Source organism: Geodermatophilus sp. URMC 60, from assembly GCF_053502585.1.
On the sequence record NZ_CP199958.1, the window covers coordinates 3,653,334 to 3,673,720 of the forward strand.

The 20,387-nt window shown below is 72.1% G+C and carries 15 protein-coding genes and 2 pseudogenes; 9 read left to right on the plus strand and 8 right to left on the minus strand.

Annotation, left to right across the window (positions count from 1 at the left end; genetic code table 11):
- Positions 1–28 precede the first annotated feature (28 nt).
- Positions 29–330 (plus strand): annotated as a pseudogene (locus ACWIX3_RS17365) (YbjQ family protein).
- 130 nt (positions 331–460) lie between these two features.
- Here the strand turns inward: ACWIX3_RS17365 and ACWIX3_RS17370 are convergent.
- Both ACWIX3_RS17370 and ACWIX3_RS17375 read right to left on the minus strand, forming a co-directional pair.
- Positions 461–730 (minus strand): hypothetical protein, encoded by a 270-nt coding sequence (locus ACWIX3_RS17370; protein ID WP_448608586.1) that lies wholly within the window; start codon positions 728–730, stop codon positions 461–463.
- Positions 731–935: 205 nt separating this feature from the next.
- Positions 936–1,142, minus strand: a complete 207-nt coding sequence (locus ACWIX3_RS17375; RefSeq protein WP_448608587.1) for a hypothetical protein — start codon at positions 1,140–1,142, stop codon at positions 936–938.
- Positions 1,143–1,404: 262 nt separating this feature from the next.
- Here ACWIX3_RS17375 and ACWIX3_RS17380 point away from each other — a divergent pair, with 262 nt between their 5' ends.
- Positions 1,405–2,427 carry an ABC transporter substrate-binding protein gene (locus tag ACWIX3_RS17380; RefSeq protein WP_448608588.1) on the plus strand — a complete coding sequence of 341 codons (1,023 nt, stop codon included), beginning with the start codon at positions 1,405–1,407 and terminating at the stop codon, positions 2,425–2,427.
- Positions 2,428–2,650: 223 nt separating this feature from the next.
- Positions 2,651–3,184, plus strand: coding sequence for a hypothetical protein (locus ACWIX3_RS17385; RefSeq protein WP_448608589.1), 534 nt, complete (start codon positions 2,651–2,653; stop codon positions 3,182–3,184).
- A gap of 1,005 nt (positions 3,185–4,189) precedes the next feature.
- Here the strand turns inward: ACWIX3_RS17385 and ACWIX3_RS17390 are convergent.
- Both ACWIX3_RS17390 and ACWIX3_RS17395 read right to left on the minus strand, forming a co-directional pair.
- Positions 4,190–4,549 (minus strand): hypothetical protein, encoded by a 360-nt coding sequence (locus tag ACWIX3_RS17390; protein ID WP_448608590.1) that lies wholly within the window; start codon positions 4,547–4,549, stop codon positions 4,190–4,192.
- Positions 4,528–5,748, minus strand: coding sequence for a TIR domain-containing protein (locus tag ACWIX3_RS17395; RefSeq protein WP_448608591.1), 1,221 nt, complete (start codon positions 5,746–5,748; stop codon positions 4,528–4,530). The genes ACWIX3_RS17390 and ACWIX3_RS17395 overlap by 22 nt, the downstream gene beginning before the upstream one ends.
- A gap of 425 nt (positions 5,749–6,173) precedes the next feature.
- Here ACWIX3_RS17395 and fxsT point away from each other — a divergent pair, with 425 nt between their 5' ends.
- Entirely contained in the window at positions 6,174–9,131 is a 2,958-nt protein-coding gene (fxsT, locus tag ACWIX3_RS17400; protein ID WP_448608592.1) for an FxSxx-COOH system tetratricopeptide repeat protein, read from the plus strand.
- Positions 9,132–9,485: 354 nt separating this feature from the next.
- Here fxsT and ACWIX3_RS17405 read toward each other — a convergent pair.
- Positions 9,486–9,734 (minus strand): annotated as a pseudogene (locus ACWIX3_RS17405) (tyrosine-type recombinase/integrase); the annotation flags it as partial.
- Between the two features lie 288 nt (positions 9,735–10,022).
- On the opposite strand from ACWIX3_RS17405, the gene ACWIX3_RS17410 reads away from it, so the two are divergent.
- The 4 genes from ACWIX3_RS17410 (at position 10,023) to ACWIX3_RS17425 (ending at position 13,584) form a co-directional block, all read left to right on the plus strand.
- Entirely contained in the window at positions 10,023–10,229 is a 207-nt protein-coding gene (locus ACWIX3_RS17410; RefSeq protein ID WP_448608593.1) for a hypothetical protein, read from the plus strand.
- Positions 10,230–10,499: 270 nt separating this feature from the next.
- Positions 10,500–11,429, plus strand: coding sequence for an NAD-dependent epimerase/dehydratase family protein (locus ACWIX3_RS17415; protein WP_448608594.1), 930 nt, complete (start codon positions 10,500–10,502; stop codon positions 11,427–11,429).
- A complete protein-coding gene (locus ACWIX3_RS17420) occupies positions 11,426–12,349 on the plus strand; it encodes an RNA polymerase sigma-70 factor (protein WP_448608595.1) in 924 nt (307 codons plus the stop codon). Before ACWIX3_RS17415 ends, ACWIX3_RS17420 begins: the two co-directional genes overlap by 4 nt.
- Before the next feature lie 851 nt (positions 12,350–13,200).
- Entirely contained in the window at positions 13,201–13,584 is a 384-nt protein-coding gene (locus tag ACWIX3_RS17425; RefSeq protein WP_448608596.1) for a DoxX family protein, read from the plus strand.
- 535 nt (positions 13,585–14,119) lie between these two features.
- Here ACWIX3_RS17425 and ACWIX3_RS17430 read toward each other — a convergent pair.
- Both ACWIX3_RS17430 and ACWIX3_RS17435 read right to left on the minus strand, forming a co-directional pair.
- Positions 14,120–15,028, minus strand: coding sequence for an NAD-dependent epimerase/dehydratase family protein (locus ACWIX3_RS17430; protein ID WP_448608597.1), 909 nt, complete (start codon positions 15,026–15,028; stop codon positions 14,120–14,122).
- 457 nt (positions 15,029–15,485) lie between these two features.
- Positions 15,486–16,532 carry a class I SAM-dependent methyltransferase gene (locus ACWIX3_RS17435; RefSeq protein ID WP_448608598.1) on the minus strand — a complete coding sequence of 349 codons (1,047 nt, stop codon included), beginning with the start codon at positions 16,530–16,532 and terminating at the stop codon, positions 15,486–15,488.
- Positions 16,533–16,718: 186 nt separating this feature from the next.
- Between ACWIX3_RS17435 and ACWIX3_RS17440 the strand changes: the two genes are divergently transcribed.
- On the plus strand, positions 16,719–19,523 hold the full coding sequence (locus ACWIX3_RS17440) for a BTAD domain-containing putative transcriptional regulator (protein WP_448608599.1): 2,805 nt from the start codon (positions 16,719–16,721) through the stop codon (positions 19,521–19,523).
- Here the strand turns inward: ACWIX3_RS17440 and ACWIX3_RS17445 are convergent.
- Entirely contained in the window at positions 19,510–20,280 is a 771-nt protein-coding gene (locus ACWIX3_RS17445) for a PIG-L deacetylase family protein (RefSeq protein ID WP_448608600.1), read from the minus strand. The two genes, ACWIX3_RS17440 and ACWIX3_RS17445, sit on opposite strands and share 14 nt — an antisense overlap.
- Between the last annotated feature and the right edge of the window lie 107 nt (positions 20,281–20,387).

The window sequence follows — 20,387 nt, forward strand, 5'->3', positions numbered from 1 at the left end:
GGAGCGTGATCCCGTGCTCATCACGACGATGAACGACGTGCCGGGCCACTGGGTCGAGGAGGTGGTCGGAGAGGGCTTCGGGTTGACCGTTCGCTCGCGTCACGCGGGTGACGAGCTCGGCGCGGCGATGAAGTCGCTGACCGGAGGTGAGCTGAAGGGCCTCACCAAGAGCCTGGGCAGAGCCGACAGGAGGCGCTCGAGCGACTGACCGCCGCCGAGGCCAAGGGCGCTGACGCCGTCGTGGCGATGCGCTTCGACACGACGGAGATGGGCGGCACCTGGAGCGAGGTCTGCGCCTACGGCACTGCGTGTCGTCTGACCCAGCTCTGACTGGCCTCGGTACCGGAGCCCGAGGCGTCGGTCCCGTCTGGTGCTGCCGTCGAGCGTCGGGCTGCACGCCCCCGTCGGACCGGGCTGGCTGCTCCGTTTCGTCGTCATCCGCCCGACCGACGTCTCGCGGTCAGCCGGCGACGGCGAGGGCGGCACTGCAGCCGAGGTCGACGGTGAGCACGCTCGGCAGGCGCAGCAGCCGCGCCGCCAGCAACTGGGCGCCGTCGGCATCGGCCATGGTGTCGATGCTCAGGCGCCAGCGCCCGGCGCCGGCCGCCTCGGCCTCGAAGCGGGTGAGTGAGTACGCGCGTCCGGTCAGCAGGGTGAGCACCCGCTGGACGCCAGGCAGGTCCTCGACGGTGACGCGCACCGTGACGGGTGACAGCGGAAGGGGGGACATCGCTTCCTCGGCGAGCCCAAAGGGCTCGAGGTCGACGGAGCGCTCTCGACGGCCACGCCTCGGACCCGCCGACCGGGAGTCAGGAGCCGGCGGGCCCGCGGGGAATCTGCTCGACTGCCACGGACGAACGGTACGACGTGCGGTGGTCGCCACACCAGCGTGCCGGGAGGCCCGGACCGGGTGCCCGACCTCACCGACCCGGTGGTCACGGACACCGCTCCTCGAGCTTCACCACCCCGAAGTCGATCTGGCCCTCGACGTCGCCCACGACCTGTTGGCCAGCGGGATGTTCTCGTCGCAGACCTGCCAGTTGCCCGTCCAGCACCTGACTCCGCATGCCCAGCAGGTCGTGCGAGACGGAGTACATGACGCCGTTCGCCTGCATGGTGTTCTGAGCGATCTGCACGTCCATGCCGACAGATTGGGCATGGGGAGATTGACGGCCGGCGCCGCTGCGCCTGGCGGCTGAGGGGCGGGCGCGGCCACCGGTGCCGGTGCCGGTGCCTCCACGGTCTCCGTGACCGTCGCCGGCTCGGCGCTGGCGTCGGGCTCGCCTTCTCCGCAGCCGGCCAGCCATCGCTCCCCAGGTCAGTCGGACTGATTCCGCCTCTTGCCCGCGAGGCGATCACGGGGTGCCAGGCCGGCATCAAGTTAGGACAGGCTAACCTCGCCTGATGCCGAAGAGATCGGGCCCGTCGCGCCCGTCCCGTCTCGCCGTCCCCCTCACCGTCCTGGCCCTGTCCGGAGGGCTCACCGCCTGCGGCGGCTCGGAGGACGACGGCTCCGCGCCCGTCGTGGAACCGTCCTCATCGGACGCCTTCCCGGTCACCATCGAGAACAAGTTCGGCACCACCGAGATCCCCGCGGAACCACGGCGCGTGGTCACCGTCGGCTTCAACGACCAGGATTTCGTGCTGGCCCTGGGCGCAACGCCGGTCGGTGAACGGGAGAACCTGGGTGAGTACGACGCCACGGCCCGTCCGTGGGCGGAGGAACTGCTCCCGGCGGAGGACATCCCGACCGTGGGAGGCGAGGAGATCAACCTCGAGGCGGTCGCCGCCTTGGAGCCCGACCTGATCGTGGGCGTGTACTCCTTCATGGACCAGACGGTCTACGACCAGCTGTCCGGCATCGCGCCGACGCTCGCGCAGACCGACGAGTACGCCGACGGTGCCACCCCGTGGCAGGAGCAGACTCTCCTCATCGGTCAGGCGCTCGGCCGTGCGGAGAGGGCGCAGCAGCTCGTCGACGACGTCGAAAGCCAGTTCGAGCAGGCGGTCGACGAGAACCCCGATTTCGCCGGCAGCTCGATCGCCGTGGACCTGACCGGCGTCGGCTCAGGCCACTACCTGCTCGGCAAGGACGACCTGCGCACCCAGTTCTTCACCGATCTCGGCTTCACCGTCCCCGACGCCAGCACCGACCTCAGCCAGGAGCGGCTGGACCTGCTGAACGCGGACGTGCTGGCGGTGAACGGCTACGACCGAGAAGACGCCGATGCGGACACGCTGTTCTCCAGCCTCGACGTGGTGACCCAGGGCCGCACGGTCCTGCTCGGTAGCTACTCCGGCGATGTGTCCGCCGCGCTCGGCTTCGGCAGCCCACTGTCGCTGCCTTACCTGCTGGACGCGGCCGTGCCGGCCCTGGCCGCCGCTGCCGACGGCGACCCCTCCACCGTGGTCCCGGCCCTCGGTTGAGTGCTCGACGCGCCCTCGGCCGCCCGGCCGGGGGCGCGTGCCGCCTCGGGGAGATGCCGACCTGGACGGGGCATACCAAGACGAGCGCGACGACCTTCCCGCCATCGGACCAGTGGAAGGACGCCGACTGCTCAACGGCGCCCTGACGGTGCGGCACAGCATTCACCGCGTCCGGAGTCACCGCCGGCCTGCCGATACCCACCTCATGCGCAGGACGATCATCATGACCATCGCAGCGGCGGCGCTCACCGCCGGCTGCGGGGGCGGGGACTCCGCGGAGGCGACCGCCCAGGCCACCGAGTCCAGCACGAGCGCCGCAGCACCCGAGTCCGCGAGCGCGGCCGTACCGTCCACGACCGCCCAGGCGGTGGACGCGGAGACCGCCCTGGCCACCCTGAAGGACGCCGGCCTGCCCATCACCGACAGCGCGGTGATCACGGAGACCAACGACGCGAACGCCCTCATCGGGCGGCCAGGGCAGTACGTGTCCAAGGTGGCGTTCGCCGACAGCCGCCTGGGCGTGCCGATCGACCTGGCCGAGCCGGGCAACGAGGGCGGCGGCTCGATCGAGGTGTTCGCCGACGGCGCCGACGCGCGGGTCCGGTCGGACTACATCCAGCAGACTCTGCAGAGCCTCGGCCCAAGCGCCGGCACGGAGTACCACTACCTGGCCGGCCCCATTCTCGTCCGAGTCACCGGCGAGCTGCCCCCGTCGGTGGCGGCTGAGTACGAGGCTGCCGTCGCCGGCTTGTCCTGAGACGACGAGGAGCCTGGCTGGTCGACCTCCGAGTGGTCGACGAGCCAGACTCGCGCCCAGCAGCAGCCAGTGGGCAGGATTGCGTCCGCGGCTGTGGCATCCCTGGTGCTCACGGCGGCTCGACGCGGTGGCAGAGCTCCGGCGGTGACCGACCGGCGCGGCGTGGATGCGCTACACCCCCCGGCGGTGCAGCAGGTAGCCGAGGGCGGCAACGGCCGGTACGAGGTCGCGGGAACCAGGTCGAGCGGCACGCCGGCCCTGCGCGGCAGGTGCCTGGCCTCGTCCTCGACCGCGGTGCCGGGGTGGCCAGCGCACCGAAGAAACGCGCTCACGCGACCGCCGGCAGCAGCGCGGCGGTCGTGGCCGCCAGCTCCCGCTCGGCGGCGGACGACGCCGGTCGCCACAGCAGCCACAGCAGCCACAGCTGGGCGCCGGCGACCGTGCCCCAGCCGGCGGCGCGGTGGAAACGGGCGTGCGGGGTCAGTCCAGGTTGAACACATGGGTGGCGTTCAGGTCCGCGCGCGCCGTGCCCACGATCGTGCCGACCGCGGCGCCGGTCAGCACCAGCCGACTCGTCCTCATCGCTCCTCCCTCCGCGCCGCCACCCCGGGCGAGGGCTGGCGGTGCCGCGCCGAGGAGCGACGGCCTGCTGCATCAGCGTCGGCTCTGCCCGACCGGGACATCAGGGGGCGGGCGGCCCCGCGCGCAGATGTGGACAGGTGGGACGCGCACGCCACTTCGGGGAGACGGCGAGTCAGCGCCTGCAAGCCGGGGACGTGGCGGCGGGATCGGTCGGCGTCGACCGTTTCGTTCAACGGCCGCTCCTGGGCCGACCGCGGACTCGGCGGCTCCGCCGGCCGTCACGGCCCAGTGCAGGCGCCCACGGCACCCCGTGCGAGTAGCCGGGTCCTCGGCGCCTTGCCTCCGCCGGACGCTCACTCGTCCCGAGCAGATCGATCCTGCACCACTGAACTGGATGAGATTGCAGTCTGGCGCGACGGCAGGCTAGCTGCGATGCGCCACCCCACCGTCAAGTCCGCGATGGCCTTGCCACGGCCCGATCTGGGCCAAGTAGCACCCGGCGACTGTAAGAAGCTCCCACAATGGGAACACTTCGTAGAAGGTTGCTGTCCAGTAGGCCAGCCAGACCCCGGACAATGCTACTGCAACGAGGCCGACCACGCGTTGCAGTTCACTCACTTGCAGTACCGTAATCAGGATCGCAACAGCGGCGAGCAGGATGAAACTGATGTTGACAAGGGCGCCAATGTAATACCAGAACCCGCCTGTGGCAACTAGCTTGAAGATGACGAATAAGACGATGAGTAGTGCGCAGCGGCTCCCTAAGTCACGACGAAGGGACATTCTTGTCGCGGTGGGGGGCGGGTGATGATGACGACCGCAGCGGTTGCAGTGAATCCCCAAGCGAGGATACTGAAGAAATCCAACGGACCGTGTGCAGAGAAGCCGAACTTGAGCCCGTCGGCGGCAAGTCCGGCCACTGGACCGGTCAATGAGAGAGCCGAGCCTACGACAAGACCGAAAGCCAAGGCCGTCCCCCTGGTCCTTCGACGGGGCCATAGCAGTATCGCCGCCACCAGAAGTGGTACTCCGACTCCTACTGCGAGAGGGATTGCCATGAACCCGCCACTATAGAATCCAGGTATGGCCACGGAAATAAGCAGGGTGACGAGGCCTGACAGGATAAGAACTAGCAGGCTCGGGCGCTCGGGTGGCCGACCGACCTCTGCGTCCGCTCTCTCGTCCGTTTCCTGCTCGACCTCTACCGAGGGGGCGTCCCGTACGTCGTCTTGAGTGGCTTGCTGATCGTCTTCCCCTGGCCGGTTCTCAGCCCCCCGCGCGGCGATGGCGGGCGAGCCGGTCGGAGCCTGATCGTGCCCGAGTTGCTCGACCGCCTCGGTTTTGGTCTCGGTGACCGGCTGTGAATCATCCGAGAGCCTGTCCTCTAGCTCGTTCCAGGAGCGCGCCGTGCGTCCTTCCGTAGTAAGAGTCCGAGGGGACGGTACGACGTGCTTATCGAGATGCCGTTCGGCTTCTCGAAGTCCCTCGGAAGGTGTCGGCGACGCAGTCACCGCCGGCTGCTTCTCGAGCAGGAATCTCCGGAGCCGTTTGAGCCCGTCTTCAAAGTATTCGGGGAGCGACATCCGTACGGCGTTGAACCCGGCAATCTCACGGATGGCCTTCGGTGCCGCGGCGAGGACGTCCCTGACATCCGAAGCCTCGAACGAGAAGTCGACGTCGAACACGGGGATGATTGTCCGAGTTGCATTACGCGCTGTCAGGATCTCTTTCCTCAGCCAGTCATCCGGATCGTGCAACCGATCAAGGCTGCCCTTCGTGAGCACGATGATGAAGTAATCGCGTGATCCGATCTGCTCCAGGGTGATGTTCTCGAACTTCCCTGCGCCGAGCTGTTGGATGTCCATGGAAACGTCGTAGCCACACTGCTTCAAGTGGCCGTAGATTTTCTTGGCGAGATAGAAGCCGCCCTCGCGCCGGTAGCTTATGAAGATGCTGACGGCCTGCCCGCCCTGACCTGACATGTGGGTCTCCCCTGAAGTGCAGGTGTTGCTGGCATTGCGCCGGTCACTCACTGGCTCATGGGATGCTAGGGACTCGCGCAACCGCGGGCCACCACCTTCCTCGCGACGACCGGCCTATCGCTATGGATTGTTTCTGGGGAGATCGTCAGGAGCTTGATCCAGGTCGAGTAGGCGCGGATGACCCAAGAATGCGGGAAGAAGACGGCCGCAAGCATGACGACCAAACCCTTGAGGCACATGAGCCACTGCATAGGCATCTGCGCACCGCCGTGCTGGTCCGTTTCCTGACCCGGCTTGTTAGCCCGTCGGGATACGCAGCTGATCTTGACACGGGTCACGGACAGCGGTGCGTGCCGATGGGACCGCTCCGCATCCAGCTGGCATCGGGTCTCGCATGCGGTGGGTAATGGGTGTAGCACTGAGGGGTGAGCGGTCGCAGGACCGACTTCTTCGTCAGCCACGCCGGCCGGGACACCGCCTGGGCGGAGTGGCTGGGCTGGCAACTGCACGAAGCGGGCTACACCGTCGAGCTGGACGTCTGGGACTGGGCGCCGGGCGAGGACTTCGTGGCCCGCATGGCCGCGGCCCTGCAAGGCGCCGACCGGCTGCTGGCGGTGTGCACCGAGGCCTACTTCTCCAGCACCTTCGGCGGGGCGGAGCTGCGCGCGGCCTTCGCCCAGCAGGCGGCGGGGCGGATCGTGCCGGTGCTGGTCGAGCCGGTCACCCTGCCCCCGCTGTACGCACCGCTGATCCCGGTGGACCTCACCGGCCTGGACGAGGCCACCGCGGCCGCGCGGCTGCGGACCCGGCTGATCGGCGGGCGTCCGACCGGCCCCCCGCCATTTCCCTGCCCGGGTCCGACGCCTGTGTCGAGGGACAAGCCAGGGTTCGCCGGCCGTCTGCCGGCGGTGTGGAAGGTGCCGCCGCGCAATCCCCGCTTCACCGGCCGGGACGGCATGCTCACCGAGCTGCGGAAGCGGCTACGCGCGGACGAGCCAACGCTGGTGGTGCAGGCGCTCTACGGGCTGGGCGGGGTCGGCAAGACCCAGCTGGCCCTCGAGTACGCCCACCGCTTCGCCGCCGACTACGACATGGTCTGGTGGATCGACGCCGAACAGCCGGTGCTGGTGCCGGAGCAGCTCGCGCGGCTGGCTGCGCGGCTTGACCTGCCCCTCGGGCCGACGGTGGCCGACACCGTGGACCGACTGTTGGCCGAGCTGCGCCACCGCGACGGCTGGCTGCTGATCGTCGACAACGCGGAACGGCCGGCCGACGTCGCCCCCTACCGGCCGAGCGGTCCTGGGCACGTGCTCGTCACCTCCCGGTCGCCGGGCTGGGGGGCGCTGGGCGGGCGGCTGGAGGTCGACGTGCTGGCCCGCACCGAGACGATCGCGCTGCTGCGCGCCTGCATCCCGGCCCTGGATGAGGAGCTGGCCGACAAGCTCGCCGCGGAGCTGGGCGATCTGCCCCTGGCCGCGGCGCAGGCCGCCGGCTATCTCGAGCAGACCGACCTGCCGCCGGTGGACTACCTGCGCCGCTTCCGCGCCCGACGGACAACCCTGCTCGCCCGCGGCGAGGTGCTGGACTATCACGGCCGACTCGACACCGCCTGGGCGCTGTCCCTGGAGCGGCTGCGCGGCGAGGACCCGGCCGCCGTCCGGCTGCTGGAGCTGGCCGCCTTCCTCGCGCCCGATCTCATCCCCCTGTCCCTGTTCGGCGACCACCCCGACCTGCTCGACGAGCCGCTGCGCACCGTCGCGGCCGACCCCGACGCCCTTGCTGACACCGTCGGTGCGCTGGTGGGCTACTCCCTGGTGCGTCGCTCCCCCGACGGCTTCGAGGTGCACCGGTTGGTGCAGGCGGTGATCCGCCACCGGCTGCCCCTGGATCAGCAGCGGACCACCGCCGAGCAGGTGGTGGCGCTGCTGGCCGCCGCATCCCCTGGCGATCCGGAGGATCCGGCCAGCTGGGTCGGCTACGCCCAGCTCGCCCCGCACGTGCTGGCCACCGCCCCGCTGGGTGACTACCACCCCGCCGGTCGGAAGATCATCCTGGACACCACCCGCTACCTGCACGCCCACGGCGACAGCTCCGGCAGTCGGGCCGTCGCCGAAGAGCTGCTGGGCCGCTGGCGCGCCATCCTCGGCCCCGACCATCCCGACACCCTCGCCACCGCCAACACCCTGACCCTTGCATTGTTCTGGGCTGGCGAGGCGGAGCCAGCGCGCGCCCTGGGTCAGGACACGCTGCAACGCTGCCGCCGGATACACGGCCCGGACCACCTCATGACCCTCTGGGTGGCGGGCGCCCTGGCCCTTGCTCTGGACCAGCTGGGCGAGGCCGCACCGGCCCGCGCCCTCGGTGAGGACACCCTGCAGCGCGCCCGCCGCGTGCTCGGCCCGGACCACGCCACCACCCTGCTGGCGGCGACCGCCCTGACCGTCGCCCTGGTCGAGCTGGGCGAGGCCGCACCGGCCCGCGCCCTCGGTGAGGACACCCTGCAGCGCGCCCGCCGGGTGCTGGGCCCGGACCATGCGGCCACCCTGTTCACGGCCGCCGCGCTGACCTACGCCCTGAACGGGCTGGGTGAAGGGGACGCCGCCCGCGCCCTGGGCGAGGACACCCTGCAGCGCGCCCGCCGCGTGCTCGGCCCAGACCACCCCACCACCCTGGAGGCGGCCGCCGCCTTGACCTACGCCCTGAACGGGCTGGGTGAAGGGGACGCCGCCCGCGCCCTGGGCGAGGACACCCTGCAGCGCGCCCGCCGCGTGCTCGGCCCAGACCACTTCACCACCCTGGGGGCGGCGACCGCCCTGACCGTCGCCCTGATCGCGATGAGCGAGGCGGAACCGGCCCGTGACCTGGGTGAGAACACCCTGCAGCGCTGGCGCCGGGCGTTCAGCCCGGACCACCCAACGGGTCTGTTGGCAGCGGCTGCCCTGACCGTCGCCCTGATCGCGATGAGCGAGACGGGGCAGGCCCGTGACCTGGGTGAGGACACCCTGCAGCGCGCTCGCCGCATACTCGGCCCGGACCACCCGACCACCCTGCTGGCTGCCGCCGCCCTGTCCCTTGCGCTAGTTGAGCTGGGCGAGGCGAAGCCGGCCCGCGTGCTCGGCGAGGACACGCTGCAGCGCAGCCGCCGGGTGCTCGGCCCGGACCACCCGATCACGCTGCTGGCGGCAGTGGCCCTGACCGGCGCCCTGGCCCGGCTGGGTGAGGCTGAGCCGGCCCGCGTGCTCGGCGAGGACGCGTTGCAGCGCTGCCACCGGACTCTCAGCCCGGACCACCCATTCGCGCTGTACCTCACCCAGTTCGCCCGCAGCGGCCATCCCGTACCCAGTGGCCACGGTGCAGCGGACCGCCCGAGTCGGCCGCTGTGAACGTGGACCTGCGGAGCTCGTGCGCCTCGTCGGGGAGAGGACCCTGCGGGCCGCCGATCCGTCATCTTGTCCGACGGCCGCGCTGCGTCTCGACCATGTCCACGAAGCCGGGCACACCGCGCCCCTCCCCACCTGGACGGCCGCTGGTGGGACCGCTGCCACCTCGCGGTGCCCAAGTCCCCGCCTCGGACACCGCTTCACCCCCGTGCTCCTGCGGGTCAGGAGCCCGGGGTGTCTTGTTGTGGGGTCTCTGAGGCCCTCGTGACACTCACGTGTCACTTCGCGTCGATGAGCCCTCGAGCAGCGCCGCGAAGCGGTCGGCCACCTCGCGGCCATGCCCGGGTGGACGTGCTGGTAGACGGTGAGCGCGATGGTGGCGCTGGCGTGCCACAGACGCTCCGAGACCACCTGCACCGACACGCCGTCGGCCAGCAGCACCGTGGCGTGGGTGTGCCGCAGGTCGTGCAGCCGGACCACCGGCAGTCGCTCCTCCCCCAGCACCCTGCGCGCCCGGGCGACCTGGCCTGCGAAGCGGCGGGAGAGCCGCTCGGGGTGCCGGTAGCTGCCGTCGAGGTGGCTGAGCACGAGCGCCGGGTCGCGCACGAGGTCGAGAGCCAGCGCCGTCCACGAGCTGCCCGGCAAGCACGGAGCGCGGCCACGGGGTACCCGTGCCGAGGTCGACCACCCAGGACCGGCCCGACGTGGTCGCGCCCTCGGCCAGCCGCTCGCCGGCGCCCTTGGTCCTCACCACGCCGCCGCTGCGGCGCACCGTGGGCCGGCAGCCACGACCCGCCGACCAGCATCGTCGCCCGCGCTACTCGCTCCGTGTGCCGTCAACCGTGGAACCCGACCAGGGGGATCGAGGTGGCTGACGACCTGGTACCACTCGCTGTGCCTGACCGCACCGACGAGGCCGAGCACGTCTCCCTGGCGTTCGAGTGCCGCGCCGAGCCCGCACACGCCGGCCTGGTGCTGATCGACGACCGGGCGTTCCTCGCGTTCGCGTGCCCCGAGCATGAGTCGAGGCTGATCGCCGCGCGCCGGAGGCTCGACCGCGACCGCGCAGGACTCGGACGTCGCCGCCGCTGCTGGGCGTGAGCCCGCGCCGGGCACCCGCCGCTGCCGATCGGGCCTCTCCGGACCGGGACGGCCGCGCAGCCCTCTTCGCGGAGGCACTGGCCTGGGCGGCCGACCGCGCCGAGGACGGACAGCCCGGAGCTCTCACCCCTGATCGGCAGCAGGTCGTCCTGACGGCTGGAAGGCGTTCCCATCGGGGGAGACGTGCGCCGGGACCTCGATGTCACAGATGGCCGGGGCTGTCTCGTCACCGGTCTGAGAGCCAATCCTGGGATCGGGAAGGTGATGGTCATGCGGGTTTTCGTGGCCGGTGGTACCGGGGTCATGGGGCGACGGCTGGTACCGCAGCTGGTGGCCCGGGGTCACCAGGTGACGGCTACGACGACGGGCTCCGGCAAGTTGGGCCTGCTGGAGGAGCTCGGTGCCGATGGTGTCGTGATGGACGGGCTGGACGCGGTGTCGGTCGGTGGGGCCGTGGCGGCCGCCCGGCCGGACGCGATCGTGCACCAGATGACCGCGATCAGCCCCGCTCACGCCGGCAAGCCCGACATGAAGCACATGGATCGGTTCTTCGCCACCACGAACCGGCTGCGCACCGAGGGGACCGACCACCTGCTGGCCGCGGCCGAGGCGACCGGCGTCTCCCACGTCGTCGCCCAGGGCCACGCCAGCTGGAACGGGATCCGCGAGGGCGGATGGGTCAAGACCGAGGAGGACCCGCTGGACCCGGGCCCGCCGAGCATGCGCAGAGGGATGGCGGCGATGCGCCACGTCGAGGACGTCGTCGTCGAGGCTGGCGGCGCGGTCCTGCGATACGGCGGGTTCTACGGGCCGGGCGCCACCGATGACGTGGTCGAGCTCGTGCGCAGGCGGCAGTTCCCGCTCGTCGGAGGCGGCACCGGCTACAGCTCGTGGGTGCACCTCGACGACGCGGCGAGCGCGACCGTCCTGGCCCTGGAGCAGAAAGCGACCGGCGTGTTCAACATCGTCGACGACGAACCGGCGCCGGCCAGCGAGTGGCTGCCCTACCTGGCTGCGTGCACGGGCGCGAAGCGGCCCGTGCGGGTCCCCACGTGGCTCGCCAGGCTGCTGGCCGGGGACGTGGCGGTGACGATGATGACCGAGGGGCGCGGTTTCTCCAACGCCAAGGCCAAGCGCGAGCTCGGCTGGGAGCTGCGCTATCCGTCGTGGCGGCAGGGCTTCAGGGAAGGGTTGGCGTGACCCGGGCCGAGGAGTTCGAGGAGCTGCGGTCGCTGCTGTTCGCGATCGCCTACCGGATCCTCGGCAGCGTGAGCGAGGCCGAGGACGCGGTCCAGGAGACCTGGCTGCGCTTCGAGTCCTCCCCGACACGACCCACGTCGACCAAGGCCTTCCTCTCGGCCGTCGTCACCCGGATCTCGATCGACGTGCTGCGCTCGGCCCGCGTGCGGCGTGAGGAATACGTCGGGCAATGGCTCCCCGAGCCGCTGCTCGACGACCCCTACGAGGATCCGGCGCGCTCGGCGGAGCTGGCCGACTCGGTGTCGATGGCGGCCCTGCTGCTGCTCGAGCGGCTCAGCCCGCTCGAGCGCGCGGTCTTCGTGCTGCGGGAGGTGTTCGGGTTCGGCTTCCCCGAGGTCGCGTCGGCGGTGGGGAGGTCCGAGGCGGCGTGCCGCCAGCTCGCGGTGCGGGCGCGCCGGCACATGGACGCCGGGCGCCCTCGGTTCGAGGCCGACCGGAGGGAGCGCGAGGAACTCGCCAAGCGGTTCCTCGACGCCTTCAGGGAAGGGGACGTCGACGGTCTGCGGGAGCTGCTCGCCGCCGACGTCCAGCTGGTCGGGGACGGCGGTGGGAAGGCCCCGCAGCTGGCCAGGGCCGTCGTCGGCGCCGCGAAGGTGGCCCGGCTGCTCGCCGCGATCGCCCCTCCGTTGGGCCGGATCGACGTGACGTTCGAGCCGCACGAGATGAACGGCCAGCCGGGCGCCATCTTCCGCGATCGGGACGACAAGGTCCTCTTCACGTGGACGCTCGACATACTCGACGGGCGGATCCAGACGATCCACTCGCTGATCAACCCCGACAAGCTCGGGCACCTGGGTCCGGTGGCGGACGCCTGGGCCGTCACCCGCGAGGTGAACCAGGCTCGCCGGCGCACCGATTGACTCGGGAACGGAACGGATCGGTGCAGAGTCCAGCGACTGCGAGCTCAGGCCGGGGTCATCGAAGCGATCCGTGCGCAGGATCGCCGCGTGCTCGTCGGTCGCGGCCGGGCGGGCTTGGCTTCGATGGACCCGCGCACGAGCGACCGCGGTGGCCGCTGACGTCCGCATCGACGGGGCGACGAAAGCCGCGAAGCTCGTGGTCGCTGGCGACAGAGCCAGCCGCTGTGAACCGGTGACCACGCCCTGACCCGACCGGGACCCCGATCGGGTCCTGACACAGTTCGCCCACAAGCATCCCTCGAGTCCGCCGATATCGCGGAACCCTCGGGCGACTTCCGTTCCCATGCCCCGTCGTCGCCTCGGCGCGACAGCCACTCGAGCGGGTGCTCGATAGCGCCCGACATCGAGCCGCTGTCACGATGCGAGATCCGATCGCTCCCGGATTCCGTCCTCAGGCTCTCTTGCTGGGGACGGGGCAGCCCCGGCTGCCGGACACCAGAACCCACGATGATCCGGAGCAACTCGTGGCTGGACGGATCTGACCGGACCGACGTCATCAGCCGCGCTCGTGGGTCGCGGCACGACGCCACTCGGCTCTATCGCCTTCGTCACCGGGCCAGCCGGTTGCCCACACGCCGACTGCTGCGCCGTCCACTGGACCTCGCCTGCGCTCGACGTCCAGGGGACTTCGGTCCGGTAGGTGAGCAGCTTCGAACCAACCGCCAGCGTCCCGATGTCACAGACGGACCGGTTGCCTCGTCTCGGGGTCGAAGCCGTGATGCCGAGGTCGGCCCGGTCCCCTCACCGACTGAGGCGGCCCGGATCACCTGCACATCGCCAGGAGAGAACTCATGAACCTCACCCTGTGGATCGCTGCCGGACTGCTGGCCGCAGTCGCCACGGCCGGCGGCATCAGCAAGACGTTCGTGCCCAAGGCGAAGCTGGCTGCGGCCCATGGCGGAGAATGGACCGCAGGTGCCAGTGTCGGCTTCGTCAAGACCCTTGGGGTGCTCGAGCTACTGGCTGCAGTCGGCTTGATCCTGCCTGCCGTCGTCGACATCGCACCGGGAATCGTCCCGGTGACTGCCGTCTGCTCGGTCCTGCTCATGATCGGCGCGATGATCACCCATGGCCGCCTTGGCCAGTACAAGCTCGTGATGCTGAACCTGGTCTATCTCGGGCTCGCGGCCTTCATCGCCTGGGGCCGCTTCGGCCCTGGATCCTTCGCGGGCTGACGAGGACCAGGTGAGCCGGCAGGAGCCGGTCGGGACCTCGGTCGTTCGCTCGAGCCGCCGGCCTCCCACACCGGCACATCTGACGGCGCAGGCGGAGATGCCGGCTCCGTCGTCACCCCCGGGGAGGAACCCAGCACGTCCCCTCTCGCCGCTGCTGACGGGACGCGTCCCCGTCTGGCGCCTTTGGTCGTCGCCGGTCCCCTGGTCGTGGTCGGTGGCGACCGAGGCGTCGCCGGTCGGCGACGGCTCGTTCGAGCCCTGGGTGGGCCCGGTCGTCTACTCCGGTCTGCGTCTCCGGTCCGCGTCGCGGCGGTCTGCTCGTACTCCCCCGGACTGCGGGCGCTGTGGACGCTCCGGCGTCGAGGCCGGCGTAGGTCGCTACCGCCCGCCCTCGGCGCGGGGCCTTGCGCCGGCGGTCGGCCCGCCGATGACTGCCACGCGTACGACGATCACCGCGAGCCCTCCGGGCGCGCCGACCGCGACGGCGCGTCGTCCTCCAGGAGACCGCGGAAGCCTGCAGGGGACCGCGGGACGGTCACGCGGTCGTCGTCAGGCCTCGCCGCAGTTCGTCCATGGCTCGTGCGAGGCCCACCCGCGGCGCCCAGCCCCACCCTCGCGCGCGGCCGGTGCGCAGCTGCCCGGTCCAGACCGGTTCGTCGGTCCACTCGGGCGCGACACCCAGCGCGTCGGTCACCGTGCCGAGGTAGTTCCGCCACGTCGCAGGCTCGCCCGCGACGATCACCGGAGTCGTGCCGCCGGCCACGGGGCCTCGCTCCGGGTCGTCGGCGGTCGCGACGGCACCCGTGGCGACGTCCGCGATCAGGGCTGCGAGGTCGTCGACGTGCACCCACGCCCAGGTCTTCGCCGGGTTCGCCCGGCGCTCACCGTCACGGATCTCCTGCGGCCGCAGCGTGTTCCAAACCGACGTGTCGCCGGCGCCCATGATCGCCGGCGGGCGGACCAGCACGGTCGTGAGCCCGCCGACCTCCGCCAGCGCGGCGTCGGTGGCGTTCTTGGTATCGGGGTAGTCGCCGCTGCCCTCGGGCAGGAGGGCACTGTCCTCGGCCACGTCCCCGACGCCGGCCGAGCGGTCGTAGACCCCGGCCGTGGACACGTGCACGAGCCGGGCGACGCCGGCATCCCGGGCAGCCCGAGCGAGGACCGGTGTGCCCTCGACGCCCACCCGGTGCTGCACCTCTCGGGACGAGCCCATCGGGTGGACCGTCGTGACCACCGCGTCGGCGCCCTGGGTCACCGCGCGGGCCAGGCCCTCGTCGGCGAAGTCGCCGACGTGCTCGGTGACACCGTCGAGTGCGGGCGCGCTGCCGGCGCGGCGGACGACGGCGCGCACCTGCGCCGACCGCTCGACGAGCGCCCGGCACACCGCGGCGCCCACCAATCCGTTCGCACCGGTCACCACGACGACGGGAGAGGGAGTGACCATGCCGTCCACACTGCCAGCGACCACACGACGGTGCCCGCTGCGCGGCACGTCGCAGCGTCGGGGCGTCCCTGACCGCCCGGGACCCACCGGGCGGGACGGTCGGCCTCCGGCGGGCGGCGCTCCACGCCCGAGGCGTGCGCATGTGGATCGTCGCCTCTCGGACACCCCCTGCGATGTCCCGAGACACCGTTGACAGGTGTCTCGGGACGTCGTTCGTCTCGGGGCCTGTGGTCGGTGGTCCCGGGTGGGTCGAGGACCAGGTCGCGTAGTCGTCCGCGGCTGGCGATGACCGGACGTTCCCCGAGCACGGGAACCAAGGACGGTGCGCCGAGGTGGTGGCCCGGTGCGGAGCCGATGCGTCCTGGCCGCCGGCTCGGGGAGTAGGACGTTCCGGGTGTCGGTGACCGATCGGCCCCTCGGCGGCGGCCACGCGGTCCGCGACCGCCGCCGCTCCGGCCTACGGCCTGATCTCGTAGACCAGGTTGAACGGGCTCTGCGCGGCCCGCCGGAAGCGGGTGAACCCGGCCTCCGCCACCACCGCCCGGATCGCGGCCTCGCCGGCCTGCGCACCCAGTGCGTGACCCCCGGGCTGGGACAAGCTGTTGGGGACGCAGAGGAAGGTCGAGCCGGCGTAGTAGAGCCGGCCCACCGGATTGAGGTTCTCCTCGACCCGATCCGAGGCGAAGGGCTCGACGAGCAGCCACGTGCCGTCGGGAGCGAGAGCCTCACGGATCCGCCGGGCGGCCCCCACCGGGTCCCCCATGTCGTGCAGGGCGTCGAACATGGTCACCAGGTCGTAGCCGGCCCCGCTGAAGTTCTGCGCGGTGGCCACCTCGAAGGTGACGCGGTCGCTGACACCGGTCTCTGCGGCGTTCTTCCGCGCCAGCTGGATCGACTCCCTGTGGTAGTCCGAGCCGACGACGGTCGTGCGGGGGTAGGCCTGCGCCATCAGCACCGACGACGAGCCCAGGCCGCACCCGAGGTCGGCGACCCGGCCGCCGGCGGTCAGCTTCGCCTCGACGTCCTCCAGCGCGGGGATCCACTCCGGCACCAGCGCGGCGACGTAGCCGGGGCGGAAGAAGGCGTCGACCCCCACGAAGACGTCGTCGTCGTGCCGGTGCCAGCCGAAGCCCTCACCGGTGCGGAACGCCTCGGTGATCTGCGGCTCGGCCCGCAGGTAGCCGAGCACGGTGAGGAACGCCGCCGGGAGGTTCGGGCCGTTGGGGTCGGCCAGGCAGAACGCCTGCTCCTCGGTGAGCGAGAACTCCCCCGTCGCCGCGTCGTAGCTCACGTAACCGCCCGCGGCCTGACCGCGCAGCCATTCGGTGAGGTACCTCGGGGCGCACCCGGTGCGCTGTGCGAACTGCTCGGGCGTCGCCGGGCCCTCGGCCAGGGACCGGTAGAGGCCGAGCCGGTGGCCGATCACCACCAGTCCGGCCGCGCCCGTTGCGCCGGCGTCCGTGACGAACTGCCCCAGGAACGCCTCCACCTTGCTCTGATCCATCTCTGTCCTCCTCGGTGTCGTGCCGGTCGGTGCCGGTCACGACAGACGGTCGGCGCAGGCGCTCGCGCGCGACTGCCACGCACTTGCACCGCGCTGACAGGCCGGGCTGCCTTCCCCTCCCGGCTCCGACACGCGCACGCTGTCGACCGGAGGTGCGCGATGGCGGACGGGCAGACACCACCACACGTGCGGGTGGAGCTCCTGGGGCCGCTACGACTGGCCGTCGACGGGGTGGCCGTGGACGTCCGGGGCCCGAAACGGCGGGCCATCCTGGCTCTGCTGGCCCTGGCGGGGGGCCGCACCGTGCCGGTGGACGCCCTCGTCGACGCCCTGTGGGGCGGGGACCCGCCCGAGTCCGGCCACCAGGCCCTGCACAGCCACGTCTCCCGCCTGCGCGGGGCGCTCGGCTCCGCGGGCGCCCGGCTGGAGCACCGGCCGGACGGTTACCGGTTGCACCTGGAGGACGGCGAGCTTGACCTGGCGCGGGCACGCGCCTTGCTGGCCGATGCGCGGACCCGCGCGGCGCACGACCCCGCGGGGGCGGCGGACCTGCTCCGGACGGCGCGGGAGCTCTGGCGGGGGCCGCTCCTCGCCGACCTCACCGAGGTGCTGCCGATCGCCACCGCGGTCGAGGACTGCGCGCGGCTGCACCGGGAGGTGACCGACGCCCTGATCAGCAGCGCTGTCGCCGCGGGTCAGGCCGAGCGGGTCCTCGGTCTGGCGGCGGCAGCGTGGACGGACGACCCCCTGCGCGAGTCGGCCGTGCTGCTGCACATGCGCGCGCTGGCGGCGAGCGGCAGAGCAGCCGACGCGCTCCGCGTCGCACGCGAGTACCGACACCGGCTGGCCGAGGAGACCGGCCTCGACCCCTCGTCGGACCTGGACCAGCTGGAACGAGAGGTCGCCGCCGGGGCGGCCGGTCCAGCGCCGCGGCTGCGGACGGCGCCCCGGCCCACCACCCGGTTGATCGGACGGGAGGCGGACGTCGCGGTGCTCCGCCGGCGGCTGAGCGAGGAGCGGCTGGTCACGGTCGTCGGACCCGGTGGCGTGGGCAAGACCCGGGTCGCCGTCGAGATGGCACGGGTCGGCGAGGTGGTGGGGGTGCTGCTGCTCGCGCCGGTCACCGATCCCGCTGGGGTTCCACACGCCCTGGCGGCTGCCCTGGGCGTCGAGGTGGTCCAGGGCGACGTCCTCACCGCCTGTCTCGCCGTCCTCGGTGACCGACGGGGTCTGCTGGTGGTCGACAACTGCGAGCACCAGCTCGACGCGACCCGCGCCGTGGTCGGCGCGCTCCTGTCGCACTGCCCACGGCTCGCCGTGCTGGCGACCAGCCGCGAGCCGCTGGGCCTGGCGGTCGAGTGCGTCGTCCGCCTGGCCCCGCTCCCGCTGCCGGCCGGCGACCAGGAGTTCGGGCGCGTCCCCTCGGTGGAACTGTTCCTGGAGCGAGCCGGCCGGGTGCGCACAGGCCCTCCGCCGACCCGGGACGACCTGCACGTGGTCGGCGACATCGTGCGCCGGCTCGATGGGATCCCCTTGGCCATCGAACTCGCGGCCGGCCGTCTGTCGGCCCTCTCCCTGACCGACCTGCGCGGCCGGCTCGCCCGGTCGCTGGACCTCCTGGGCGGCGGGTCCAGCGGGGACGCCCGGCACCGGACGCTGCGCGCGACGGTCGAGTGGTCCTACCAACTCCTCTCGGCGGACGAGCAACGCCTGTTCCGGCACATGTCGGTCTTCGTCGACGGACTGGACCTGCAGACGGCCGAGCGGCTGGGCGCCGACCTCGACCTCGGCACCGATCCGGGCAGCGCCCTCGCCCACCTGGTCGACGCTTCGATGATCGAGGTCGCGTTCGAGCAGCGCACCCGCTACCGCATGCTGGAGACCCTGCGCGCCTTCGGCCTGGACCGGCTGGCCGCGACCGGTGAGGAGGAGGTCGCCACCCGGCGCCTGCAGCGGTGGGCGGTCGAGCTGACCGCATGGCTGAGGGACACGCTGGCGACCGAGCGCGAGCCCGCGGCCGACGCCGTGCTGCGCCGGGAACTCGCCAACCTCCGGGCCGCGTGGCGCTCCGCGCGCAGCGGAGGAGCCGTCGACGACGCCGCGGCGATGGTGACCGCGCTGTTCGAAGCGGTCGGTTACCGCGATCTGCTCGAGATCCGCGACTGGGCCGAGGAACTGGCCGGCGATCCAGGGCTCGACGGCCGCCCGCTGGCGGCGGCCGTGCTGGGCACGGCGGCCGAGGCGGCCTACCACCGCGGGGACCACGCGACCGCCGAGCGGCTCGCCCGGGCCGGGCTGCAGCAGGCAGCCGACGACGGCCTGCAGTGGTACTGCCGGTATCCCCTGTCCGTCGTCGCCCTCGCCCGCGGAGCTCACGCCGACTGCGTCGAGCACGCCCTCGCCGCCGCGGCGGGGGGGCCCGGCCCCCGGGACAGCCTCGGCATCGCGGCTCTGGCGCTGGCCTACTCCGGAGACGTGGATGCGGCGCGCACGCTGAACGATCGGGGGCTCCGCGAAGCGGCCTCGCCCTCGATGCTGTCGTGGGGGGCGTACGTCACCGGGGAGATCGAGACCTGCGCCGGACGCCGGGACCTCGCCGAACAGCACTACGTCAGGTCCGTCGAACTCGCCCGGACGTCGGGTGCCACGTTCCTCGTGGGGGTGGCCTCCGTCGGCCTGCTCGCGGCTCGAGCCGCTGCGGGCCGGGTGGCCGAGGCCCTGGTCGGCTACCGCGAGGTGATCGACTACTTCTCCCGCACCGGCAACTGGACCCACCAGTGGACGACGCTGCGCAATCTCGCCGACCTGCTCCGCCGGCTCGGCGACGCGGGGCCGGCCGAGGTGATCGACGCGGCCGCCGACGCAGCGCCCGACGCCCCGGCACGGGGTGACCGTTCCCAGCCCCCGCCGTCCGGGGCCGGAGTGGTGGACCGGGACGGCGCACTCGCGGTCGCCCGGGACGCGATCGCCCGGAACCTCACCCGGCCGTGATCCCCACGGCGGCCGGCCGGGTCATGACGGCCGGCCTCCGGTGTTCGACGAACGACTCCTCACCGACCCAGGCGCTGTAGCGGGCGGCCCCCATCACGCTGATCAGCGCGGCCGTCTGCGTCGCCTGGGCCTCCAGTGCCCGGACCTTCCGCCGCACGACCTCCGGCGCCAGCACCAGGTCGACGGTGAGGCCGTCGTCGGGGACCGTGAGCGGGTAGCCCGGCAGGTACACGCCGAGGCTGTCGTCGAGCGCCCTCCACCGGGGCACCCGACGCTCCGGGACCGCCGAGTACAGCAGCCGGCTCCCCGGCGCAGCCGCCCGGTCGAACGCCGCGGTGCCCCACGCCGACACGGCCTGGTGATCCGGATGACCGGTGATCCCATCCGGGCCGAACGTCAGCACCGTGTCCGGGCGGACCTCGTCGATCACCTCGCAGAGCCGGTCGACGGCGCCAGCGCTCGGCGCGAGCGAGCACTCGCCGTCCCGGTAGCCCAGCCACCGGTGCTCGGACACGCCGAGGATCTCCAGGCAACGGGCCAGTTCGCGGGTGCGCTCGGTGGCGAGGCGCTGCGGCGGCCACGTCTGCGGATCCGGTGTGCCGAGTTCGCCGCGGGTCGCGGTCACGCACACCACTCGCGCCCCGGCGTCTCGGGCCATCGCCATGACTCCGCCGGAGAGGTACGCCTCATCATCGGGATGGGCCCAGACACCGAGCACGGTGCCCAGTTCGGCGACGACGTCCGCACTGCGGGTCATGATCAGACCTCCAACTCGAGGGTGCACGATCCTCCTGCCCGGACAGACTGGCGGGAGCCGCTCACAGGGCGCTGTCACGGCACTGACGTGGGGTCTTCGAGGCCCTC